Origin of the sequence: Lentzea sp. NPDC060358 (genome assembly GCF_042725365.1) — a bacterium.
Taxonomy (GTDB): domain Bacteria; phylum Actinomycetota; class Actinomycetes; order Mycobacteriales; family Pseudonocardiaceae; genus Lentzea.
On sequence record NZ_JBHXCW010000141.1, the window covers coordinates 1 to 20457 of the forward strand.

The following is a 20457-nucleotide window of genomic DNA, read 5'->3' on the forward strand; positions in this document are numbered from 1 at the left end:
CGTCGAACGTGCGCACGGGCTGAGCCAGACCGCACCGAAGCCCCGGCCGGGATCCTCCGGCCGGGGCTTCGGCGTTCTCCCAGGCGCTCAGAGCTGGCCGTTGGCCTGCCGCCACGCCTTCTCCTTCTGGATCCACTCGTTGTCCTGCGGGAACTCGTCGATCGTCGGCACCCGGCGGATCTCGGTCTTGAAGCCGGGCCCGGTCAGCGGCATGCGCTTCGCCCACTCGACCGCCTCCTCCTTGGACGAGACGTTGAGCAGGTAGAAGCCGTTGAACAGCTCCTTGGTCTCGCCGTACGGGCCGTCCGTGACCACCGGCGGCTCCGCGGAGTAGTCGACGACGATCCCCTCGGACGGGTCGGACAGGCCCTCGGCGGCGAGCAGCACACCGGCGCGGATCAGCTCCTCGTTGAAGGCTCCGACGGTGTCCAGCATCTTGTCGAAGTCGATCTCGCCCATGTTCGCGAAGCCCTCGTCGGTGGCGCGCATGATCAGCATGTACTTCACGGTGTGTCTCCCTGTGGCTCGGTGGGCCGTGCGGCTCCAGCATCCCCAGGTCGAACGGGACCGGTGCGGGATCGACACGGCCCGCAGAAAACTTCTCCGAATCTTTCCCGCGCGACTCCAGCTTCGGTCAGCGGGTCGTTCCGCCACGGACGGTGATCGATCGGTAACGTGCGGTTCCGCCGATCTGGGGGGATTGGTGGAACAGGAGAGAGATGCACGACGAGAACGAAGCAGTCGTCCACGCGCGGCGCTACCGCGGTGGCGAGGGGGACCCGGAGGCGTTCGTCAGGGCGTTCCGGGCGAGCACGGTGTACCTGCGGCGGGAGGACCCGCTGTCGTTGCCGGTGATCACCTTCGGAGGACTCGACTGGCTGGCCGTCTTCTCCGGCCCGGACCTGCTGCGGGAGCACGTCGCGCAGCGCGGGGAACCGGCGGCCGACTACCTGGCCGTCACGGGCGAGCGGCTGCTCGACCACTACCTGCCCGCGCTGCCCGGGCGCACGGGGGTGGTGTTCGACACCGGCACCGAGCACATGATGACCCTGCCGCCGGTGCGCGGCGTCGTCGCCGACGCGCTGGCGGTGGACGCGTGACCGGGTTCGGCGTCGACCTCGGCGCGATGGCGCAGACGATCAAGGGCGTCGACGACACGGTCGCGCTGCTCAAGGAGTTCGCACCCGACGGCGGGTTCCTGATGGCGAGCACCACCAGCCTCGGGTTCCTCTGCCCCGACGAGGACGAGTGCGGCGACGAAGAGCTCGCCGATGCGCTGGACGAGTTCTTCGACCGGTGGAAGTGGGGCGTGCGCCACCTCGTGGAGGAGGGCACGGCGATGGTCGAGGCGCTGACGGACACGCGCAGCGTCTACGAGGAGGCGGAGGACAAGCTCAAGCAGGGCTTCCAGCTCCTGATCGGCGACCCGAACTCCACGGCGGACCCGGCGGACAGGTCGTGGGAGGACCTGCTGCGGGAACCGGCCGCGTCCCCTTCCGGCCGTTCCTCCTCCACGCCGGCGGGTGGCCGTCCATGAGCCTCTTCGGACGCAGCGAGCTCGGCGGCACCCGCGACCCGCGGGAGCTCGTGCCCGGCGACGTCGCGATCCTCGACGAGACCGCGACCGGGCTGCGCAGGCTGGCGGGCGCCTGCCAGGAGGCGAACTCCGGTCTGTCCGGGTTGGACGTCGGCCACTGGACCGGTGCCGCCGCGGAGAAGTTCCAGCAGTACTTCTCCCGGGAGAGGGCGAAGTGGCGCGACGCGGCCGAGGCGTTCGGGCCCGTGGTCGAGGCGCTGACGACCTACCGCGGCGTGGTCGAGCGCGCCCAGCGCCAGGCCGCCGAGGCGATCCGGCTGCACGACGAGGCCGAGGCGGAGACGGCGGCGGCCGAGGAGCGGTACGACGCCGGGGACGGCCCGGTGCCCGTGCCGTTCGCCGACCCCGGCGAGGCCAGGCGCGAGGCGGCGCGGCGGATGCTCGCCGACGCGCGGAAGGCGGTGCGGGCCGGCGCGGCCGAGACCGCGGCGGTCGTCGCGAAGGCGAAGGACAGGGCACCCGAGGAGCCGGGGTTCCTGTCGAGGTTCGCCGCCTCGATCGAGGACAGCTTCGAGAAGACCGTCACGCAGGTGTCGTCGTTCCACTCCGGCCTCGCCGAGTCGGGCCTCACCCTGCTCAGGACGGTCCGGGCGGGCAACCCGTTCGACCCGTACAACGCCGCCCACCCCGGCGAGTACGCCGCGCACCTGGTGGAGCAGGCGTCCGGCATGGTGCACCTGGCCACGCACCCGTCCGAGGCCGTGAAGGGCGTCCTCGACTTCGAGGAGTGGAAGAAGGACCCGTTCTCGGCGCTCGGCAGGCTGACCGGCGACGCCGCCATCGCCATCGCGACCGACGGCGCGGGGTTGCTCGGCGCCACCGAGAAGGCGGTGCTGCGCGAGGCGACCGAGCAGGCCGCGAAGCACGCCGACGACGGCCTGCCGCCGTGGCACCGCCCGGACTACGAGCTGCCCGGGCACACGCCGGACCACCGGCCGCAGCACGGCGACGAGCCGTTCGGTCCGCAGAAGCCGGACGAGCCCGCGCCGCCCGACCGCGAGCCCACGCCGCCCGACTCCGAGCCCGCGTCGCCCGACTCCGAACCTGCGCCGCCCGACCGCGAACCCGAGCCCCCCGCGCGGGAGCCGGAGCGCGGACCGGACGAGCAGCCGCGCGTCCGCGAGCCCGAGCACCTGCCGGAGCCGGACAGGAGCCACTACTTCCAGCTCCGGCAGTCCGTGGCCGAGATGCAGGACTCGCTGCCGCAGCTGCCGTTCGCCGAACGCGCCGCGGTGCAGCAGCGCATGGCCGCCCAGCGGCAGATGATGCGCGACCTCCTCGACCAGCACGCCTGACCCGCGAAGGAGATGTGGACCTGTGCAACCCCAGCAGGAGGAGATGCCGGAGTGGACGCACGGCGGTGAGTTCCCGCCCGTCTCCCGGCAGGTGCCGCTCCACGGCAGGGACCCCGCCTCCGGCACCGAGCAGGTGTGGGTCGGCCGGGTCGTCTGGCAGGCGCGGACGATGCGGGAGGTCACGATGGCGCTCTACGGCCCGTTCGGCCGCAGGACGGCCGTCGGCGACTCCGTCTTCGACGCCCTGTGGAAGATCCGCAACGAGCTGGAGGACCTCGAGCAGTTCCCGCCTCCGCTGTGGAAGGTGCTCGTGCAGGGCGCCCGGCGTGACGTGTGGCACGTCGGGCACCAGGTGTCGATCTTCCCCGGCGACCGCGCCGAGGTGCTCGTGCCCGGCGAGAAGGTGACCCGGACCGTGGACGTGCTGGCGGTGCTGGAACCTGCGGACACCCCGAGCTGGGGTCTGGCCGAGCAGCAGCTGGCGAACTGCGCGGAGTACTTCAGCCGCCTCGACCCGGCCTTCGGCACGAACGGGTGAACGCCTCGGGTTAGAGTGCAGAGGTCGCGTGTGGGGGAAGACCGGTCGAAGTCCGGCGCTGACCCGCAACGGTAGGTCCTCCTCGGAGAGGACGAGCCCGAACACCCGCACACGGCACGCACAGCACCTCCGACTCCTGCCGTGGACTGCGGGAAGGGACCCAGTGATCGCCAAGATCAGCGCGCTCGTCGGCGTGCTCGCCGTCAGCATCGTCGCGGGCGTCGCGCTCGGTCCCGTTCCCGTCCCGTTCGGACTGACCCTCGAGCTGCTGTGGGCGGCCCTGTCCGGGGGCACGATCCCCGCCGACCTCGCGGGGCAGTACCACATCGTCTGGGACATCCGGCTGCCCCGCGTGCTGCTCGCCGCGGTCGTGGGCGCTGGTCTGAGCGCGGTCGGCGTGGCGATCCAGGCGATGGTCCGCAACGCGCTCGCGGACCCGTACGTGCTCGGCATCTCCTCGGGGGCGAGCGTCGGCGCGACCGCCGTGGCCACGCTCGGGGTGCTGCAGGGGTTCGGCGTCTACGCGCTGTCCACGGGCGCGTTCCTGACCGGTCTCGGCGCCACCGCGCTGGTCTACATCACCGCGCGCACGAGCCGCGGGCTCACCCCGCTGCGGCTCGTGCTGACCGGGACCGCGCTGGCGTACGGGTTCTCGGCGGTGGCGATGCTGCTGGTGTTCCAGGCCCCGCACGGCGAGGCGGCCCGCAGCGCCATGTTCTGGTTGCTCGGCAGCCTCGGCGGGGCGAACTGGCAGGCGCTGCCCATCGCCCTGGTCGTGACGGTCGCGGGGATCGTCTACCTGATGACCAGGGCGCGGCAGCTCAACGCGCTGGCGATGGGCGACGAGACCGCGACCACGCTCGGCGTCGGCGTGACCCGGTTCCGCACGCACCTGTTCATCGTGACCGCGGGCATCACCGGCGTGCTGGTCGCGGTGAGCGGCGCCGTCGGCTTCGTCGGCCTGATGCTGCCGCACCTGACGCGGATGGTCGTCGGCGCGGACCACCGCCGCGTGCTGCCGCTGGCACCGCTCGCCGGGGCCTCGTTCCTCGTCTGGGTCGACGTGGCCGCCCGCATGCTGGCCGCGCCGGAGGAACTGCCGCTGGGCGTCATCACGGCCGCGATCGGCGTGCCGTGCTTCATCTTCCTGATGCGCCGCAGGACCTACGTGTTCGGAGGCCGTTGATGCGCGTCGACGTCGAGCAGCTGACCGTCACCGGCATCATCGAGGACATCACCCTGCACGCCTGCGACGAGGTGGTCGGCATCGTCGGCCCGAACGGCAGCGGCAAGTCCACGACGCTGCGCTGCGTCTACCGCGCCTTGAAGCCGGACGCGGGTGCCGTGCTGATCGACGGCCAGAACGTCCACAAGCGACCGGACCTGGCCCGCGAGCTCTCCGCGCTGACCCAGGAGTCGCAGGTCGAGTTCGACTTCACCGTCGCCGAGGTGGTGGAGATGGGCCGCCTCCCGCACGACCGGTCCCCGGCGCACGACCGCGCCGTGGTCGCCAGGGCACTGGCCACAGTGGACGTCGCCCACCTCGCGTCCCGCAGCTTCCTCACGCTCTCCGGCGGCGAGCGCCAGCGCGTGCTCATCGCCCGCGCCGTCGCCCAGGAACCCCGCGTGCTGGTGCTGGACGAGCCGACCAACCACCTCGACATCCGCCACCAGCTGGACGTGCTGTCGCTGACCCGCGGCCTGGGCGTCACGGTGCTGACGGTGCTGCACGACCTGAACCTCGCCGCGTCCTACTGCGACCGCCTGCACGTGCTCGACGAGGGCCGGCTGGTCGCCTCCGGCACCCCGGCCGAGGTCCTCGTGCCGGAGCTGGTCGCCGAGGTCTTCCACGTCACGGCGCACGTCGTGCCGCACCCCACCACGGGAGTTCCCCAGCTCCTGTTCGACCAGGAGGTCACCCCTTGAGAACCGCGCTCGCCCTGGCGTCCCTGCTCCTGCTGACGGGCTGCGGCGCGACCGTCGCGCAGGACACCTCCGCCTCCGACCCGGTGACCGTCACGAACTGCGGCAAGCAGGTCACCTTCGACAAGGTGCCGTCCAAAGTGGTCACCAACGACACCGGCATCACCGAGCTGATGTTCGCCCTGGGGCTCAAGGACCGCATGGCGGGCTACGTCGTCGACAGCGGCAACACCGTCGACCTCCAGACCTCCCCGTGGAAGGCCGACTTCGACAGCGCGCAGCACCTGGCCGACAAGATCTCCAAGGAGGTCGTGCAGGGCGCGGGCGCCGACCTGGTCTTCGCGGGCTGGAACTACGGCTTCAGCGAGAGCACCGGCTTCACCCCGGACGCGCTGGCGCAGCTGGGCATCGGCACCTACCAGCTCACCGAGGCCTGCCGCAACGGCGTGGGCAAGCAGCGCGGCATCATGCCCGCCCTCGACGCCCTCTACACGGACCTGCGCAACCTCGGCGCGATCTTCCGCGTCTCCGACCGCGCCGAGGAGCTCGTGCGCTCCTACCAGCGGCAGGTCGAGGAGGCCGGCCGGCTCACGGCCGGCAAGCCGCGGCCGAAGGTGTTCCTCTACGACAGCGGCCAGGACCAGCCCTTCACCTCCGGCAAGAACGCGGCCCCGCAGGACGTCATCGGCAAGGCGGGCGGCGACAACGTCTTCGGCGACCTCAACGACAGCTGGACCACGGTGAACTGGGAGGCCGTGGTGCAGCGGTCGCCCGACGTGGTGCTGATCGTGGACTACGCGGACGGCGAGTCGAACACGCCCGCGCAGAAGCAGGCGTTCCTGGAGGGCTTCGCGCCTCTCGCCAACGCTCCGGCGGTGAAGAACAAGCGGTTCTTCTCGCTGCCCTACGCCGCTTTGGTGGAGGGGCCGCGGAATCCGGCTTCCATCGAGGCGTTCGCGAAGTTCCTGGCTTCGTCCTGAGCGGTTCCCGGCGGGTGCCGGGGTGGTCGTGCACCTCTGCGGAAATGCGAGGTGCTACCCCTCGGGGGCACCCCGCACCCGAAGTCAGGCCCCAATCGCACGCGCTCCGGCCTGCGCCGCTCCAGCCCGCACCCACCCCGGCACACGCTCCGGCCTGCGCCGCCCCAGTCCGCGCCCACCCCGGCCTCGCCCTCGACCCGGGCCCGCTACAGCCCCGCCGGTCCACCACAGAGGACCCACCGGCCGAACCGCGGCTCGTGACCAGATAGTGGGAGATTGGCTCCCGGCCCTTGGTCCCCGGCCACGAGCTGTGGCAGCATCCCCGGCATGGCTCAGAACCTCGCCATCATTATCGACGAGCGCGTCGGGTAGTTGCCGCCCCTGGCACCCGACGCGCAGACCTCTCGCATCCGCGGGGGGTCTTTTTGTTTGCCCTGATGTGAGGAGAGGACCTTCGATGGCCGGCCCGACCGACGAGTTCCACGTCTACGACACGACGCTGCGCGACGGCGCCCAGCGCGAGGGCATCTCCTACTCCGTCACGGACAAGCTCTCCGTCGCACGACTGCTGGACGGGCTGGGCGTCGGGTTCATCGAGGGCGGCTGGCCCGGCGCGCTGCCCAAGGACACGGAGTTCTTCGCCAGGGCGGCGGCCGGTGACCTGGAGCTCAAGCACGCCAAGCTGGTCGCGTTCGGGGCCACGCGCAAGGCCGGCGTCAGGGTCGAGGACGACCCGCAGGTCAAGGCGTTGCTCGACTCGCAGGCGCCGGTGGTCACGCTGGTGGCCAAGTCGGACCTGCGCCACATCGAGCGGGCGCTGCGGACCGACACCGACGAGAACCTGCGGATGGTGCGCGACACCGTCCGGTTCCTCAAGGACCACGGGCGGCGCGTCTTCCTCGACGCCGAGCACTTCTTCGACGGGTACGCCTTCTCGCCGGACACCAGCCTGCGGGTGCTCGAGTCCGCTGTGGAGGGTGGGGCCGACGTCGTCGTGCTGTGCGACACCAACGGCGGGCAGCTGCCGCTGGGGCTCGCCGGGACGGTGGCCGAGGTCGTCGCGAAGACCGGCTTCCGAGTCGGGATCCACTGCCAGGACGACACGTCCTGCGCGGTGGCGAACACCGTCGCGGCCGTCCAGGCGGGCGCGACGCACGTGCAGTGCACCGCCAACGGTTACGGCGAGCGAGCGGGCAACGCGGACCTGTTCGCCGTCGTGGGAAACCTCGTGACCAAACTCGGCATGGAGGTGCTCCCGACCGGGGCGCTGGCCGAGCTCACCCGTGTCTCCCATGCGTTGGCCGAGATCGCGAACATCGCACCCGACACCCACCAGGCGTACGTCGGGTCGTCAGCCTTCGCCCACAAGGCGGGTCTGCACGCGAGCGCGATCAAGGTGGATCCGGAGCTCTACAACCACATCGTTCCGGACACCGTCGGCAACGACATGCGGGTGCTGGTCACCGAGATGGCCGGCCGGGCGAGCATCGAACTCAAGGGACGTGAGTTCGGGCTCGACCTGGCCGGCCGGTCACAGGAGGTCGGGAACGCGTTGCAGCGGGTCAAGGAGCTGGAGGCGAAGGGGTGGTCGTTCGAGGCCGCCGACGCCTCGATGGAGCTGCTGCTGCGCCGCGAACTGTCCCAGCTGGACACCGCGCCGTTCTCGCTCGAGTCCTACCGGGTGGTGCTGGACCACCGCTCCGACGGCGAGATCGTGTCCGAGGCCACGGTCAAGGTGCACGTGGCGGGGGAGCGGGTCATCGCCACCGCCGAGGGCAACGGGCCCGTGCACGCACTGGACGCGGCCCTGCGCAAGGCGTTGCTGCCGCACCTGTCCTGGTTGGACGCGGTGGAACTGGCCGACTACAAGGTGCGCATCCTCACCGAGCACCCCGGAACCGACGCCGTGACGCGGGTGCTGGTCGAGTCCACCGACGGGGAACGCGGCTGGACCACGGTCGGGGTGCACGGCAACATCGTCGAGGCGAGCTGGCTCGCGCTGTGCGACGCGCTCGTCCACAAGGCCATGCGCGCGTCGGTCTAAGGTTGGACCCGTGCGTATTGCCAGGATTGCCCACCCGCAGGGCGTTGCCTTCGTCCAGGTCCAGGGCGAGGAAGCCGCGGAGATCGCCGAACACCCCTTCGGCACGCCCACGTTCACCGGCCGCAAGTGGCCGCTGGCCGACGTGCGGCTGCTCGCCCCGATCCTGCCGACCAAGATCATCGGCGTGGGCCGGAACTACGCGGACCACGCGGCCGAGCTCGGCAACGAGGTCCCCGCGGAGCCGCTGCTCTTCTTCAAGCCGAACACCTCGGTGGTCGGGCCGAACGTGGAGATCAAGCTCCCGGCCGTCTCGGAACGCGTCGACTTCGAGGGCGAGCTGGCGGTCATCATCGGCCAGCCGTGCCGCGAGGTGCCCAGGGCCAAGGCGATGGGCGTCGTGATGGGCTACACCATCGCCAACGACGTCACCGCGCGCGACCTGCAGAAGAAGGACGTGCAGTTCACCCGCGCCAAGGGATTTGACACGTTTTGCCCGATGGGTCCGTTCATCGAGACGGAGTTCGACCCGTCCGACGTGCGCGTCGTCACCGAGGTCGACGGCGAGGTCAAGCAAGACGGACGTACTTCCTTGATGGTGCACGACATTCCGTCGCTCATCGAGTACGTGTCCGGGATCATGACCCTGCTCCCCGGCGACGTCATCCTCACCGGAACGCCCGCCGGCGTGGGCCCGATGACGGCCGGACAGACGGTCTCCGTGACGGTGGACGGCCTCGGAACGCTCACCAATCCGGTCGCAAATAGGTAGCCGTACGGAGCAATCCGGCGGCCGGAAGGTTACGCAGCACGGTACCCGCTAGTAACTTCCCGGTGTCATGACGGACCTGGCGTCCACCCGTGTGCTGCTCGTCGACGGTTCGCAGCTCATCACCGAGGGGCTGCGGATCTCGCTGCACCGCACTCACTGCTTCCGCGTTGTGGGGATCGCCCACACCGTGGCCGACGCTGCGCGCTGTCTGCGCAGCACATTGGTGGACCTGGTCGTCACGGACTTCGACGTGCCGGGCGGTGGGCCGTTGCGCACCGTGCGCGACACGGCGCAGTTCCGGCCCAGCGCCCGCGTCGTCGTGCTGTCCAATGCGGACAGTCCGAGCTGGGCCCGCGCCGCCCTCGACGCCGGCGCGGTCGCCTACCTGCTGAAGACGTCCCCCGTGGCGGAGCTGCTGCCCACCATCGCGGCCGCGGTGCGGGGCGCTCCCGCCACGATCGACGCGCGGGTGGGGTCGCTCGCCCGCCTGCCTGCGCGGATGCCCCCGCCCGCGTCGCTCGGCCAGCTGTCGGCCCGCGAGTTCGACGTGCTGGCCGAGATGGCGAAGGGCATGGACAACGCCCGGATCGCCCAGCGGCTCTTCATCAGCAACGACACCGTGAAGACCCACGTGAAGGCGATCCTGCGCAAGCTGGGCGCGCGGGACCGCGCCCACGCCGTGGCGATGGTGCTCGGCGAGTCGTCCGAGTCGTTCGTCACGACCTGACGATGGTCTGCGGGGCCCTGCGCGCGAAGTCCGGCGCGTGCTCCGGACGCGGCCCGATGGCGACCATGTAGGCCGGGACGGCCTGCAGCAGCGGGAAGCGCCGCGCGAGCCTCAGCGGGACGGGGACGCCGCTCGACGAGATCGTGGCGCCGCCCTCGACGACGCGCTTGAGGAACAGGTTCTGGATCACCCGCTGCGCCGTCTGGATCACCGCGGTCGGGAACAGGCGGCGGCGGCGCACCTTCGCGAGCGCGGCGCCGGTCAGGGTGCCCTCCCGCAACGGCTTCGCGAGCAGCCTGGCCGTCGCGACCGCGTCCTGCACCGCGAGGTTGATGCCGACGCCGCCGATGGGCGACATCGCGTGCGCCGCGTCACCGATGCACAGCAGCCCGTTCACGTGCCAGCGCCGCAACCGGTCGAGCTTCACGTCGAGCAGCTTCGCGTCGTCGAGGCTCTCGACGTGGCCGACGCGGTCCGCGAGCCACGGCACCAGCGTGACGACGCGCTCGCGGAACTTCTCCACGCCCTCGGCCCGCAGCTGCCGGTCGGTCCCCTTGCGGATCAGGAACGCGCACTGGAAGTACTCGCCGAGTGGAATCAGGATCAGCGCGCTGCCCGCGCTGAACCGGCCGGCGCCGCCCCGGACCTCGTCGCTCTCGTTGCGCGGCAAGCGGAACCACCACACGTCCATCGGAGCGCCGAACCGGTGCACGGGCAGCTCCACCGCGGCGCGCAGGATCGAGCTCCGCCCGTCCGCCGCCACCACGAGGTCGGCGGCGATCTCGCCGGTGCCGCCGCCGACGCGGTCCCGGTAGGTCACGCCCGTGACCCTGTTGCCGCGCTTGGTGATCCCGGTGACCTCGGTGTTCATCCGCAGCGAGAACGACGGCTCCAGCCGGCCGGCGTCCGCGAGCAGGTCCAGGAAGTCCCACTGCGGGACCATCGCGATGTGCTTGTGCGCACCGGGAAGCCGGCTCAGGTCGGCGAGCGGCGCCTTCTCGCCACCCTCGAGCAGCGCCTCGATCCTGTCCACCTTCTGGTGCGGCACCTGCTCGAACGCCGGTCCGAGCCCCAGCTCGTCCAGCAGCGTGAGCGTCGACGCGTGCACCGTGTCGCCGCGGAAGTCGCGCAGGAAGTCCGCGTGCTTCTCCAGCACGGTGACCTCGACGCCACCGCGGGCGAGCAGCAGTCCCAGCACCATCCCCGCCGGACCGCCCCCGACCACCAGGCAGGTCGTCCTCTCCATGTCGATCCCCTCTTTTCAACCGCTGTTGAATAAACTCAGCATGCTCTTGATCGCCTTGTCCGTCAAGCGGAGTCGTGGGTGGTGCCGCTCCCGCGCCGCACGCGTGCGGCGATCATGATCCACAGTGGACGGTCTGGGATACCAGGCCTCGAAACGGTTGCGGTTGATGCACAACGATGTTTCGCGAGCTAGAGTGCCGCGCTCGCCCGACCTCCGGAGCGGCCTGACTGCGTTGTGTCGTCGAACAACACTCGTCCGGGCGATTGCATTCGGCGCCTGGGGGAGCGGGACTGGTTCGTTCGGGGCCTCAAGGTCGACTTGATCGTGCAAGCGCCTGGAGGAATCACCTCGTTAGCCGAATCGGACGAGGCCCCCTCGCACCTAACCTTCCTGGGTGACAACTGCGTCCCCGACTTTCACGCGTAAGAGAACCGGCGAGATCCGCGCTGTGTGCCTGGACGTCGACGACACACTTGTCGACTACAGCACCTCTTCGCGCGCCGCGTTGGCATCGATGGTCGGTAACGCCGACGCCTGGTCGTTGTGGCAGCGGATCACCGACGACCACGTCTCCCGCCAGCTCGCCGGCGAGCTGCCGTACGAGTCGATGCGCAACATCCGGACGCAGGCCTTCTTCGCCGCTCTCGGCGAGGAGCTCACGCTGGACGAGGCCACCCGCCGCGAACTGGGCCGCCAGGAGGTCCTGACGTCGAGCTGGTGCCTGTTCGCCGACGCGATCCCGACGCTCGACTGGTTGCGCGCCACGGGACTGCCGATCGCGGCGATCAGCAACGCCTCCGGCCGGCACCAGCGCATGAAGATCGCGCAGCTCGGCCTCTCCGAGTACTTCGACGCGGTCCTGATCGCCGGCGAGGTCGGCTGCGCCAAGCCGGACCGCGTGATCTTCCACACGGCCTGCCTCGCCCTCGGCGTCCCGCCGGGCGACACCGTCCACGTGGGAGACCGCCTGCACGCCGACGCGATCGGCGCGCGTGATGCCGGGATGCACGGCATCTGGATCAACCGGACGGGTCCGACCGGCGGCACGCTGCCCGCGGGACTGTCCTCGATCGCGTCGCTCGCGGAACTGCCGGAGCTCCTCGTCTGCGAGCTGTCCGCCGCCACCGCCTGAGGCGACCCTCTGATCGTGCCTGCGATCGACCTCGAGACCGGCCCCCACCTGCGCGTTTGGCGTTAGGTGGGGGCCGATTTCACTTCTGGTGGGGGCGTGGTCTAGTATTTCTCACGGCAGCAACGAGGGGCTCGGAACTCCCAGGAGAACCAAGTCGATCGTGAAAGCCAATGGGGTATGGTGTAATTGGCAGCACGACTGATTCTGGTTCAGTTAGTCTAGGTTCGAGTCCTGGTACCCCAGCTGCAAGACCGGTAAGACAAGCAAAAAAACGAACTGAATAGCCGGATTTGGACCGGACAGAGCGATCTGATAAGGTTCACTCCAGCAAGAAATTCTAGGGCCCCGTCGTCTAGCGGCCTAGGACGCCGCCCTCTCAAGGCGGTAGCGAGGGTTCGAATCCCTTCGGGGCTACAGAAGTGAAAGAGGCCTGTCAGCGGAAATCGCTGACAGGCCTCTTTCGTCGTGTCCTCTGGTGGCTGAGCCTCCGGACCCCCAGCCGGCGGGGCTTCGCCCCTCGGCCACCCGAAGCCTTGATGCCATTGCGCGCTGAGGGACTTCGCTTCGCTCATCCGATGTGACTCGACTCGCTCCGCTTCGCCGGGCTGATTCGGCTCGCTTCGCTTCATCCATTGTTGGCGTGATTGGTGTCACCACGTCCCGGGTCTCTTTTAATGCGAACAGCCGCCCCTTCTCGTGAAGGAGCGGCTGTTGTTGTGCGGTGTTCAAAGGCGGCTTTGCAGGGCCTCTGCTGCTGCGAGCAGGTCTGCCGCCCAGCGGGCCCCTGGGCGACGGCCCATGCGGTCGATCGGGCCGCTCACCGAGACCGCGGCCACCACGGCGCCCGCCGAGTCTCTGACCGGGGCGCTCACGCTCGCCACGCCCGGTTCTCGCTCTGCCACGGATTGGGCCCAGCCCCTGCGGCGGACTTCCAGCAGGGTTCGTTCGCCGTAGACGGCGTCCGCCAGGACCGCCCTCTGCGTTCCCGGATCGGACCAGGCGGCCAGGACCTTGGCGCCGGAGCCCGCGGTCATCGGGAGCCTCGCGCCGATGGGCACGGTGTCCCTCAGGCCCGAGGGGGGTTCCGCCGAGGAGACGCAGACCCTTTGCATGCCGTCGCGGCGGTAGAGCTGCACGCTCTCGCCGGTGATGTCGCGCAGGCGCGGCAACACCGAGGACGCCGCGTCCAGCAGCGGGTCTGTCGCGCCGCCCGCCAGCTCGGCCAGTGCCGCACCCGGCCGCCAGCGGCCGTCGGAGCCCCGGCGCAGCAGGCGGTGCACCTCCAGGCCCACGGCGAGGCGGTGCGCGGTCGCTCGGGGCAGGCCGGTGCGATTGCACAACTCGGCCAGGCCGCACGGATCTTTTGCCACGGCGTTCAACACGGCCACTGCCTTGTCCAGCACGCCGATCCCGCTATGCTGTCCCACAAGCCGATACTAACTTCCCAGACAGTGAGAAGTCCAGATCTGTCGGCACGTCCATCATGTGGGAGATGTCGCGATGAGCCGCACGCTCGCGGAGAAGGTGTGGGAGGCACACGTTGTGCGCCACGGAAGTGGTGCGGAGCCGGACCTGCTCTACATCGACCTCCATCTGCTCCACGAAGTCACCAGCCCCCAGGCGTTCGACGGACTGCGCCTCGCGAACCGCGGGTTGCGCAGGCCCGGCCTGACGATCGCCACCGAGGACCACAACGTCCCGACGGTCGACATCGACAAGCCGATCGCGGACCCCGTGTCGCGCCTGCAGGTCGAGACGCTTCGCCGCAACTGCGCGGAGTTCGGCGTGCGGCTGCACCCGATGGGTGACCTGGAGCAGGGCATCGTCCACGTGGTGGGCCCGCAGCTCGGTCTCACGCAGCCCGGCATGACCGTCGTCTGCGGCGACAGCCACACGTCCACGCACGGCGCGTTCGGCGCGCTGGCGTTCGGCATCGGCACGTCCGAGGTCGAACACGTGATGGCGACGCAGACGTTGCCGCTGCGCCCGTTCAAGACGATGGCGATCACCGTCGACGGCGCCCTCAAGCCCGGCGTCACGGCGAAGGACATCATCCTCGCGGTCATCGCGAAGATCGGCACCGGCGGCGGGCAGGGCTACGTGCTCGAGTACCGCGGTGCGGCTATCGAGAACCTGTCGATGGAAGCGCGCATGACCGTGTGCAACATGTCGATCGAAGCCGGCGCGCGCGCCGGGATGATCGCACCGGACGACGTGACTTTCGACTACATCAAGGGCCGCCCGCACGCACCGTCCGGCGCGGACTGGGACGCGGCCGTCTCCTACTGGAAGACGCTGCGCACCGACGACGACGCGGAGTTCGACGCCGAAGTGCGCATCGACGCGGACGAGCTCACCCCCTTCGTCACGTGGGGCACCAACCCCGGCCAGGGCCTGCCCCTGGGCGCGGCCGTTCCCGACCCCGGGCAGATCGGGGACGAGAACGAGCGCGTGGCCGCCGAGAAGGCGCTGACGTACATGGGCCTGGAGCCCGGCACGCCGCTGCGCGACATCCGCGTGGACACGGTGTTCCTCGGTTCCTGCACGAACGGCCGCATCGAGGACCTGCGGGCCGCCGCGGACGTCATCAAGGGCAAGCACGTCGCTTCAGGAGTACGGATGCTGGTCGTCCCCGGTTCGATGCGGGTGCGCAGGCAGGCCGAGGAAGAGGGCCTGGACAAGGTCTTCCTCGACGCGGGAGCCGAGTGGCGGCAGGCCGGCTGCTCGATGTGCCTTGGCATGAACCCGGATCAGCTCGCCCCCGGTGAGCGCAGCGCCTCGACGTCGAACCGCAACTTCGAGGGCAGGCAGGGCAAGGGCGGCCGGACGCACCTCGTCTCCCCGCTCGTCGCCGCCGCGACGGCCGTGCGCGGCACCCTCTCCGCCCCCGCAGACCTGGAGAACTGACCATGGATGCCTTCACCACCCACACGGGCGTCGGCGTGCCGCTGCGCAGGTCCAACGTGGACACCGACCAGATCATCCCCGCCGTCTACCTCAAGCGCGTGACCCGCAGCGGGTTCGAGGACGGGCTCTTCGCCGCCTGGCGCGGTGACGAGCACTTCATCCTCAACCAGGAGCCCTTCGCCGCCGGCTCGGTGCTCGTCGCGGGCCCCGACTTCGGCACCGGGTCCTCTCGGGAACACGCCGTCTGGGCGTTGATGGACTACGGCTTCCGGGTCGTCGTCTCGTCGCGTTTCGCGGACATCTTCCGGGGGAACGCCGGCAAGCAGGGGCTCGTGGCGGCGCAGTGCAGCCAGTCCGATGTCGAGTTGCTGTGGAAGCTGCTGGAGTCCGAGCCCGGAACGGCGGTCACCGTCGACCTCTCCGACAAGACGGTTCGCGCCAAGGACTTGGTAGCCCCCTTCGAGATCGACGACTACACCCGCTGGCGCCTTCTCGAAGGCCTCGACGACATCGCTTTGACACTGCGCCACGAGGCCGAGATCAGCGATTTCGAGGGCAATCGCCAGACTTGGCTGCCCACAACGGATCCGCTTCCGGCGGTCTGAGAGGGGGCCGGATTCTCCCCTTGAGAGGGGCGAATCCGGCGCCCTGAGTCCCTCGAAGGGGCGCAATTAGCCACGCCACAACGAAAATTTTGGCGTGGCGATTGGTATTTCTCGCGATTTGGGCCTACCGTTGCGTTCTAGTCGGCCCGACGCTAGGGCCGTGAGCGTCCTGGGAGGGACTGAAGGTGAACAAGGCCCAGCTCATCGAGGCGCTCGCCGAGCGCCTGGGAGACAAGAAGACCGCGGGTGCTGCTGTTGACGGCATCGTCGATGTCATCGTGCGGAGCGTCAACAAGGGCGAGAAGGTCAACATCACGGGCTTCGGCGTCTTCGAGAAGCGTGCCCGTGCGGCTCGCACCGCGCGCAACCCGCGCACGGGCGAGACCGTGAAGGTCAAGAAGACCAACGTGCCCGCGTTCCGCCCCGGCTCGACGTTCAAGGACGTCATCAGCGGTGCGAAGAAGCTGCCGAAGGCCGTTGCGGCCAAGGCCGCTGCGAAGCCGGCCGCCGCCGCCGCGAAGCCCGCGGCCGCGACGAAGGCGCCCGCCACCAAGGCGGCCACCACCCGCGCGACCGCCACTCGCACGCGCACGGCCGCGGCCGCCACCACGGCGCCCACGACCCGTCGCACCACCACGGCCGCCGCGAAGCCCGCTGCTGCCAAGGCGCCCGCGAAGGCGACCGCCACGAAGACCGCTGCGGCCAAGACCACCACCGCCGCGGCCAAGACGACGGCTGCCAAGGCGCCCGCGGCTCGCAAGACCGCTGCCGCCAAGACCACGGCCGCCGCCAAGACGACGGCTGCGGCGAAGCCCGCCGCGAAGACCACGGCCGCCGCCAAGGCGCCCGCGGCTCGCAAGGCGGCTGCCAAGAAGAAGTGAGACGGGCCTCCCGGCAGGGAGGCTGCGCCACTTCCGCTACACACGCGAAAGGCCCCGGTGTGCGCACACCGGGGCCTTCGTGTTTTCTGCCGCTGTGTTTTTTGGCCGCTGCTCCGCAGACGGCGGCTCGTTCGCCTCTTGTCGAACTCGCGATCCATCGCATGGATGAGCCCTCACCCAGACCTCAGTTCCGCCAATAGAAATAACGCCCGCAGGCCTGAGAGCGTGCCCGGCACAAGCGAAACCGCCGCCTTCGCGGCCCGAATCGTTGCCTAGGGCGAACTTTCTGCGGGAGCGTGAAGACGGCGGTCGAAGAGGCCTTACGGACGGGGGAGCGCCGAGGCCAGGTAGTGCGCCGACACCAGGGTTGGCCAGCGCGAAGGCGAGTCCGAAGTGGACCAGGCGCCGAACGGCCTGGCGAAGGCGAGCACCCACGTGCTGCCCTTCTTGCTGGGGAACTCGTCGAGCCGCAGCCCGCCCAGCTCCGCCAGCGCCCGCACCACCGCGGGGATCACGCCGCCCTGCGAGCAGACCGCGGCACGGCCCTCCAGCGCCGCCACCTCCAGCAGGCGCACGAGACCCGCGTCCGGGTCGGGCCAGTAGCCCTCCTCCGACAGCCGGTGCTCCTCGGTCACGTCCACCGACAGGTCCTCCGCGACACCCCGCACGGTGTCCGCGCAGCGCACCCTGGGAGCCGCGTGGACGCGCGTCGGTGCCCACAGCGGCAGCAGCGAGCGCAGTGCCTCGGCCTGCCGCCAGCCGGCGCCCGAGAGGGGACGCAGGTCGTCGTCGCCGTTCCACTCGGACCGCTTGCCGGCCTTCGCGTGCCGCACCAGCAGCACGAGCAGCAGGTCGGCGGGCAGGCGGTCGAACTCCGCGAGCACCTCGCGGTCCGGTTCGTAGGTCAGCAGCCGGGCCGCCTCGGCGACCGGCAGCCACCGCAGTTCGTCCACCTCGTCATTGGCGGCGAAAGTTCCGGACACGGCCTGCGCGGAGTAGTAGTCGACCGTTTTGGACGTGCCTTTCACCGAGTACGACACCTGCCGCAAGTGGCGGCCGAGAACGCAGGCGAAGCCCGTTTCCTCTTCCACCTCGCGCACCGCGCAGGCGGGAATCGTCTCCCCGGGATCGAGTTTGCCCTTCGGCAGGGACCAGTCGTCATAACGCTGGCGGTGCACGACCGCGACTTCGACGTCACCGCCGGCATCGCGCCAGAGCACCGCCCCAGCAGCTTTGATCACCCAAGAGCTCCGTGCTTGTGCAGAAGGTCCATCTGATGGTCGCGCACCGACGAGCCGTCGGACGGCGAGGCTTCCCATTCTCCGTCGGACCGCAGCACCCAGCAGCGCGTGTGCGGGTCGAGCGCGGACTCGAAGACGTCGCCCAGCTGCCTGGTCAGGCGCGGGTCCGTCACGCGCACGGCGACCTCGACGCGGCGGTCCAGGTTGCGGTGCATCATGTCCGCGCTGCCGATCCAGAACTCGTCGCTCGCCACGAACCGGAAGATCCGCGAGTGCTCCAGGAACCGGCCGAGGATCGAGCGCACCCGGATGTTCTCGGACAGTCCCTTGATGCCGGGCTTGAGGCCGCAGATGCCGCGCACCACCACGTCGACGGGCACCCCGGCCTGCGACGCGCGGTACAGCGCGTCGATGACCTGCTCGTCCACGAGCGAGTTCACCTTGATCTGCACACCGGACGCCTCACCGGCCTGGGCGCGTTCGATCTCCTGGTCGATGCGTTCGACGATTCCCTTGCGGACGCCGTAGGGCGCGACCAGCAGCGAGCGGTACTCGTCCTGGCGCGCGTAGCCGGTCAGCACGTTGAACAGGTCCGTGAGGTCCGCGCCGATCGTCGGCTCCGCGGTGAGGATGCCGACGTCCTCGTACAGACGCGCCGTCTTCGGGTTGTAGTTGCCGGTGCCGATGTGGCAGTAGCGCCGGATCGTCGAGCCCTCCTGGCGCACCACGAGCGAGGTCTTGCAGTGCGTCTTCAGGCCCACCAGGCCGTAGACGACGTGCACGCCCGCCTTCTCCAGCGTCCGGGCCCACTTGATGTTCGCCTGCTCGTCGAACCGCGCCTTGATCTCCACCAGCGCCACGACCTGCTTGCCCGCCTCGGCCGCGTCGATCAGCGCGTCCACGATGGGCGAGTCGCCGGAGGTCCGGTACAGGGTCTGCTTGATCGCGAGCACGTACGGGTCGGCGGCGGCCTGCTCGATGAAGCGCTGCACCGACGTGGAGAACGAGTCGTACGGGTGGTGCACGAGGACGTCGCCCTCGCGCAGCGTCGCGAACACGCTCTTCGGCGTCTCACGCTCACCGAACGCCGGGTGCGTCGCCGGCACGAACGCCGGGTCCTTCAAAGTCTTGCGGTCGATGCCGTAGAGCTGCCACAGGCACGACAGGTCGAGCAGGCCGGGCACGGTCACGACGTCGTGCGGGTCGACGTCCATCTCCCGCAACAACAGTTCGAGCATGTGCTCGGTCATGTCGTCGGCGACCTCCAGGCGCACCGGCGGACCGAACCGGCGCCGCGCGAGCTCCCGTTCCAGCGCCTGCAACAGGTCCTCGTCGCGGTCCTCCTCGACCTCGAGGTCGGCGTTGCGCGTGACGCGGAACGCGTGGCACTCGATGACCTCCATGCCCGCGAACAGCTCGCCCAGGTGCGCGGCGATGAGCTCCTCGAGCGGCAGGAAGGTCGCGGAGGACGATGACCGGTCCGCCTCGACGCGCACGAGCCGCGGCACGTTGTCCGGCACCTTCACCCGCGCGAAGCGCTCGCCGCCGCCCTCGGGGTCCCGCACGGTCACCGCGAGGTTGAGCGACAGCCCGGAGATGTAGGGGAACGGGTGGGCCGGGTCGACGGCGAGCGGCGTCAGGACCGGGAACACCTGCTCGCTGAAGTAGTTGGAGAGCCGCAGCCGGTCGTAGTCCGTGAGGTCGCCCCACGTCACGATGCTGATCCGGTGCTCCTCCAGACCGGGCCGGATGTGGTCGAGGAACGCGCGGGCGTGCTGCTCCACGAGCTCCTGCGAGCGCTTGAAGATCGCCTGCAGCTGCTCGAGCGGCGTGAGCCCGTCCGCGCTGCGCACCGTGAGGCCGGTCTCCGCGCGCCGTTTCAGGCCCGCGACCCTGACCATGTAGAACTCGTCGAGGTTCGACGCGAAGATCGCGAGGAACTTCGCGCGCTCGAGCAGCGGCTGCGAGGAGTCCTCGGCGAGCGCGAGCACGCGGGCGTTGAAGTCCAACCAGGACAGTTCCCGGTTGAAGTACCGGTCGTCCGGCAGGTCGGTGGGCAGCGGACTCGTCGTCACCGCGGGCGGTGCGGAGGGCACACCGCGCAGCGGAGCGGCGGCTTCGGCACCCCTCTCGACCTTCGCCCGCGTCGTGGAAACCCGCCGGGTGGCCGCGCGGGGCTGCTTGCGCGGGGTCGCCGGCTCCGCTTTCGCGCGCGGCGTGCGGCGTCGGGTCGGTTTCGCCTTGCCGTCAGAGTTTTCCGTGCTCACGCCCTGCATTGTTACGCACGATCGGCGTGAGCGCCTTCAACCAGGACGACCGTCTGGTGAACTCCTCGTCACAGAACAGGCAGGCGCACGGTGGTGACGACTCCGTCGGGACTACGTTCGAGGGTCACCCGCTGGCCCGGACGCAGCATCCGCCAGCCACCCGCTGTGACGGCTTCGGCGCTCACGTCGAGCAGAACGCCGTCATCTCGCAGGACGACGGCGGAACCGTCGCCGTGGAACGTGGACACCGTCGCCTGCATGGAGCAGCACCCTACTGGCCGGGGTGAACGGCACCGAATCCGTTC

The 20457-nt window shown here is 70.1% G+C and carries 20 protein-coding genes, 2 tRNA genes and 1 riboswitch; of the genes, 16 read left to right on the forward strand and 6 right to left on the reverse strand.

Translation table 11 applies throughout. The features are described from left to right. Positions 1-87: 87 nt before the first annotated feature. Positions 88-507, reverse strand: coding sequence for a YciI family protein (locus ACFWGZ_RS26225; protein ID WP_382454229.1), 420 nt, complete (start codon positions 505-507; stop codon positions 88-90). A 212-nt stretch (positions 508-719) separates the two neighbouring features. Between ACFWGZ_RS26225 and ACFWGZ_RS26230 the strand changes: the two genes are divergently transcribed. The 10 genes from ACFWGZ_RS26230 to ACFWGZ_RS26275 all read left to right on the forward strand — a co-directional run bounded on the left by ACFWGZ_RS26230 (position 720) and on the right by ACFWGZ_RS26275 (position 9873). Further along, positions 720-1100, forward strand: a complete 381-nt coding sequence (locus ACFWGZ_RS26230) for a hypothetical protein (protein ID WP_382454230.1) — start codon at positions 720-722, stop codon at positions 1098-1100. Then, on the forward strand, positions 1097-1537 hold the full coding sequence (locus ACFWGZ_RS26235; protein WP_382454231.1) for a hypothetical protein: 441 nt from the start codon (positions 1097-1099) through the stop codon (positions 1535-1537). The genes ACFWGZ_RS26230 and ACFWGZ_RS26235 overlap by 4 nt, the downstream gene beginning before the upstream one ends. Next, on the forward strand, positions 1534-2892 hold the full coding sequence (locus ACFWGZ_RS26240; RefSeq protein ID WP_382454232.1) for a putative T7SS-secreted protein: 1359 nt from the start codon (positions 1534-1536) through the stop codon (positions 2890-2892). The genes ACFWGZ_RS26235 and ACFWGZ_RS26240 overlap by 4 nt, the downstream gene beginning before the upstream one ends. Before the next feature lie 22 nt (positions 2893-2914). Next, positions 2915-3430 carry a hypothetical protein gene (locus tag ACFWGZ_RS26245; RefSeq protein WP_382454233.1) on the forward strand — a complete coding sequence of 172 codons (516 nt, stop codon included), beginning with the start codon at positions 2915-2917 and terminating at the stop codon, positions 3428-3430. After that, a riboswitch (cobalamin riboswitch) is annotated at positions 3429-3558 on the forward strand. It overlaps the preceding gene by 2 nt. Before the next feature lie 35 nt (positions 3559-3593). Next, positions 3594-4616: a FecCD family ABC transporter permease gene (locus tag ACFWGZ_RS26250; RefSeq protein ID WP_382454234.1), complete on the forward strand. Its 1023-nt coding sequence runs from the start codon at positions 3594-3596 to the stop codon at positions 4614-4616. Beyond that, the gene (locus tag ACFWGZ_RS26255; RefSeq protein WP_382454235.1) at positions 4616-5356 is read left to right on the forward strand and encodes an ABC transporter ATP-binding protein; all 741 of its coding nucleotides are present in this window, start codon (positions 4616-4618) and stop codon (positions 5354-5356) included. The genes ACFWGZ_RS26250 and ACFWGZ_RS26255 overlap by 1 nt, the downstream gene beginning before the upstream one ends. Further along, on the forward strand, positions 5353-6333 hold the full coding sequence (locus tag ACFWGZ_RS26260; RefSeq protein WP_382454236.1) for an ABC transporter substrate-binding protein: 981 nt from the start codon (positions 5353-5355) through the stop codon (positions 6331-6333). Before ACFWGZ_RS26255 ends, ACFWGZ_RS26260 begins: the two co-directional genes overlap by 4 nt. Positions 6334-6790: 457 nt before the next feature. Beyond that, the gene (gene cimA / locus ACFWGZ_RS26265) at positions 6791-8377 is read left to right on the forward strand and encodes a citramalate synthase (protein ID WP_382454237.1); all 1587 of its coding nucleotides are present in this window, start codon (positions 6791-6793) and stop codon (positions 8375-8377) included. A 10-nt stretch (positions 8378-8387) separates the two neighbouring features. Next, positions 8388-9146: a fumarylacetoacetate hydrolase family protein gene (locus tag ACFWGZ_RS26270; RefSeq protein WP_382454238.1), complete on the forward strand. Its 759-nt coding sequence runs from the start codon at positions 8388-8390 to the stop codon at positions 9144-9146. A gap of 67 nt (positions 9147-9213) precedes the next feature. Next, on the forward strand, positions 9214-9873 hold the full coding sequence (locus ACFWGZ_RS26275) for a LuxR C-terminal-related transcriptional regulator (protein ID WP_382454239.1): 660 nt from the start codon (positions 9214-9216) through the stop codon (positions 9871-9873). Here the strand turns inward: ACFWGZ_RS26275 and ACFWGZ_RS26280 are convergent. Next, positions 9863-11119, reverse strand: a complete 1257-nt coding sequence (locus ACFWGZ_RS26280) for an FAD-dependent oxidoreductase (protein ID WP_382454240.1) — start codon at positions 11117-11119, stop codon at positions 9863-9865. The genes ACFWGZ_RS26275 and ACFWGZ_RS26280 overlap by 11 nt on opposite strands. Before the next feature lie 448 nt (positions 11120-11567). Between ACFWGZ_RS26280 and ACFWGZ_RS26285 the strand changes: the two genes are divergently transcribed. From ACFWGZ_RS26285 to ACFWGZ_RS26295, 3 genes are all read left to right on the forward strand, one after another. Beyond that, positions 11568-12251 (forward strand): HAD family hydrolase, encoded by a 684-nt coding sequence (locus ACFWGZ_RS26285; protein ID WP_382454246.1) that lies wholly within the window; start codon positions 11568-11570, stop codon positions 12249-12251. A 171-nt stretch (positions 12252-12422) separates the two neighbouring features. Further along, positions 12423-12494, forward strand: a tRNA-Gln gene (locus tag ACFWGZ_RS26290). Between the two features lie 98 nt (positions 12495-12592). After that, positions 12593-12665: transfer RNA gene (locus ACFWGZ_RS26295), tRNA-Glu, on the forward strand. 311 nt (positions 12666-12976) lie between these two features. Here the strand turns inward: ACFWGZ_RS26295 and ACFWGZ_RS26300 are convergent. After that, entirely contained in the window at positions 12977-13678 is a 702-nt protein-coding gene (locus tag ACFWGZ_RS26300; protein ID WP_176929766.1) for an IclR family transcriptional regulator, read from the reverse strand. 73 nt (positions 13679-13751) lie between these two features. Here ACFWGZ_RS26300 and leuC point away from each other — a divergent pair, with 73 nt between their 5' ends. From leuC to ACFWGZ_RS26315, 3 genes are all read left to right on the forward strand, one after another. Then, positions 13752-15158, forward strand: coding sequence for a 3-isopropylmalate dehydratase large subunit (leuC, locus tag ACFWGZ_RS26305; RefSeq protein ID WP_382454241.1), 1407 nt, complete (start codon positions 13752-13754; stop codon positions 15156-15158). Between the two features lie 2 nt (positions 15159-15160). Next, complete coding sequence (leuD, locus tag ACFWGZ_RS26310; protein ID WP_382454242.1) at positions 15161-15763, forward strand: 3-isopropylmalate dehydratase small subunit; 603 nt, start codon at positions 15161-15163, stop codon at positions 15761-15763. A 185-nt stretch (positions 15764-15948) separates the two neighbouring features. Next, a complete protein-coding gene (locus ACFWGZ_RS26315; protein ID WP_382454243.1) occupies positions 15949-16644 on the forward strand; it encodes an HU family DNA-binding protein in 696 nt (231 codons plus the stop codon). 320 nt (positions 16645-16964) lie between these two features. Here ACFWGZ_RS26315 and ACFWGZ_RS26320 read toward each other — a convergent pair whose 3' ends face one another. From ACFWGZ_RS26320 to ACFWGZ_RS26330, 3 genes are read right to left on the reverse strand one after another with little or no spacing between them, the layout of a single operon-like run. Beyond that, complete coding sequence (locus tag ACFWGZ_RS26320) at positions 16965-17882, reverse strand: NUDIX domain-containing protein (RefSeq protein WP_382454247.1); 918 nt, start codon at positions 17880-17882, stop codon at positions 16965-16967. Beyond that, complete coding sequence (locus ACFWGZ_RS26325) at positions 17882-20161, reverse strand: RNA degradosome polyphosphate kinase (RefSeq protein WP_382454244.1); 2280 nt, start codon at positions 20159-20161, stop codon at positions 17882-17884. Before ACFWGZ_RS26325 ends, ACFWGZ_RS26320 begins: the two co-directional genes overlap by 1 nt. 59 nt (positions 20162-20220) lie before the next feature. Further along, a complete protein-coding gene (locus ACFWGZ_RS26330; protein WP_382454245.1) occupies positions 20221-20412 on the reverse strand; it encodes a hypothetical protein in 192 nt (63 codons plus the stop codon). Positions 20413-20457: the final 45 nt, after the last annotated feature.